Genomic DNA, 2,014 nt, shown 5'->3' on the forward strand with positions numbered 1-2,014 from the left:
CGATAGGAGACGCCCGGGACGTGGCCGGCCTGGTAGGTGGTGACCTTGACCTCGGCCCCCCCGCGCCCGCCGTCCACCCCGTCCGCCGCCATGCCTGCCTCGCCGTCTGGTCGCATCACGCCTGACCTTACCGTTGCCGGCCTGCTCTGTAACCTGCTGATCAGACGGTGTCGCCGGCCCGCAGCCCGAACTCGGCCGCCGCCGAGCCGCCGTTGACCACCAGCTCCAGCAGGCCCGGACCGGAGCTGCCGGTGACCACCGCCGCGGCGCCGGCGGGCACGTCGGACAGCCGGTCCCGGTACTCCACCTTGACGGCGCCGACGGCGACCCGGTCGCCCGCGACCACGCCCAGGTCGGCGGCGGTAGACGTCAGCTTGCAGTTGCCGAAGTTGTCGACGAGGGCGACGCGCACGCCGTCGGGGCCGTGCGGCGCCGGCAGCTCCGTCGGCGTGAACGGCACCGGGTGGTCGTCGAGCACCCACTTGGCCAGCAGCGGCAGGTACCAGAGGCTGCGGAACTGGGTGGCGGCGACGTCGGCGGCGTCCGGCTCGCCGATGGCGGCCCACCGACCGGCCGCGTCGAGCACCGTCCGGGCGTCGGTCACCTGGACCGACGTCACGCCGAGGTGCCGGCGCACCGGGTCCAGCAGCACCGGGTCGTAGGTGGTGAAGACGGTGTGCCGGCCGTGCCGGAACCAGCCGAACGGCGCGCCGTTGGGCCATCGTCCGTCCCGCGGCGCGATGTTGACCAGCGTCACCGTCGGGAAGCCGTCCTCGCCGAGCCGGCCGGTCGCCAGCAGCACGTCCAGCAACGTCAGCCCGGCCGCCTCGACCCCATGCAGCGGCAGCACGACCGGCGACGAGCCGAACAGCGCCGCCACGCGAGTCGCCAGCCGGGCGCGCGCGTTGGTGTCCGAACAGTCGGTCAGGTAGGTGATCGGTGGATACATGGGTCTCCTCGGAAAGTGGGCACAAAAAACGGGCCCCCGCGCGGTGCGGGAGCCCGTTGAGCTGACGGAGTGAGCGTCAGGTCAGCATGGAACGGCCGCACCGGAGGTGCAGCATTCGCATGGTGGCCAGGACGTGCGTCACATCCCCGACCATACCCGACGGCCGGCCCCTACGCTGGCCGCATGAGTCCAGAGGGCCGGCCCACCTCGGCGGCGCAGACCAGCCTGTCGCGCATCATGACCGCGCTCGACACGAACCTGCTCGGCACCGTGCACGGCGGCGTCATCATGAAGCTGGTCGACGACGTCGCCGGCGCCGTGGCGCAGCGGCACTCCGGCGGCCCGGCCGTCACCGCATCGATGGACGAGATGACGTTCCTCGAGCCGGTGCATGTCGGCAACCTCGTGCACGCGCACGCGAAGGTGAACTGGACCGGCCGGACGTCGATGGAGGTCGGCGTGCGGGTGGTGGCCGAGCCGTGGAACGAGGTCCGCCCGGCCACGGCGGTCGCGACGGCCTATCTGGTGTTCGTCGCGCTCGGCCCGGACGGCGCGCCGCGGGAGGTGCCGCCGGTGCTGCCGGAGACCGACGAGGACCGCCGCCGGTTCGCCGAGGCGGAGATCCGCCGGACGCACCGGCTGGCCCGCCGCGAGGCGATCCTGCGGTCGCGGGAGCTGGGTCACGCCGAGGCCTGATCGTTGGCTTTGGTGGCTGCTGGCGTTCGTTGAGGGGGCGCGACAGTTGGCTTCGAGGGTGGCGACCGTTGGCCGTCCCCCTGCTGCCCATTTTCTTAGCCGGGCCGACGCGCCTCAAGTCCGCGCCCGTTGTGGCTGGTGTGGTTTGTGGTTGGGGGCCGCGTACTTGACCCGCGTCGTCCCGGCCAAGAACGGGCAGCTATCAGGGGGACGGGGGAGTGTGGGCACGCCGCACCGTCATCCGGCCCACGTGCGCTGGCTTTCCCGGCCCGCGTTCGGGCCTCTCCGGCTCGCTTTCGCGGCCGTTCCGGCCGACGTTCGCGCCTCAGCGGCCCGCGTATGCCCGTTTTGCGACGTTGGCGACGTTGT

At 72.6% G+C, this 2,014-nt stretch carries 2 protein-coding genes; one reads left to right on the plus strand and one right to left on the minus strand.

Annotation, left to right across the window (positions count from 1 at the left end; genetic code table 11):
- Positions 1–160 precede the first annotated feature (160 nt).
- A complete protein-coding gene (locus C1I92_RS32865; RefSeq protein ID WP_111258826.1) occupies positions 161–949 on the minus strand; it encodes an SAM hydroxide adenosyltransferase in 789 nt (262 codons plus the stop codon).
- A 183-nt stretch (positions 950–1,132) separates the two neighbouring features.
- Between C1I92_RS32865 and C1I92_RS32870 the strand changes: the two genes are divergently transcribed.
- Positions 1,133–1,645 (plus strand): acyl-CoA thioesterase, encoded by a 513-nt coding sequence (locus C1I92_RS32870; protein ID WP_111258827.1) that lies wholly within the window; start codon positions 1,133–1,135, stop codon positions 1,643–1,645.
- Positions 1,646–2,014 lie beyond the last annotated feature (369 nt).

Origin of the sequence: Jiangella anatolica, assembly GCF_003236295.1 — a bacterium.
Lineage (GTDB): Bacteria > Actinomycetota > Actinomycetes > Jiangellales > Jiangellaceae > Jiangella > Jiangella anatolica.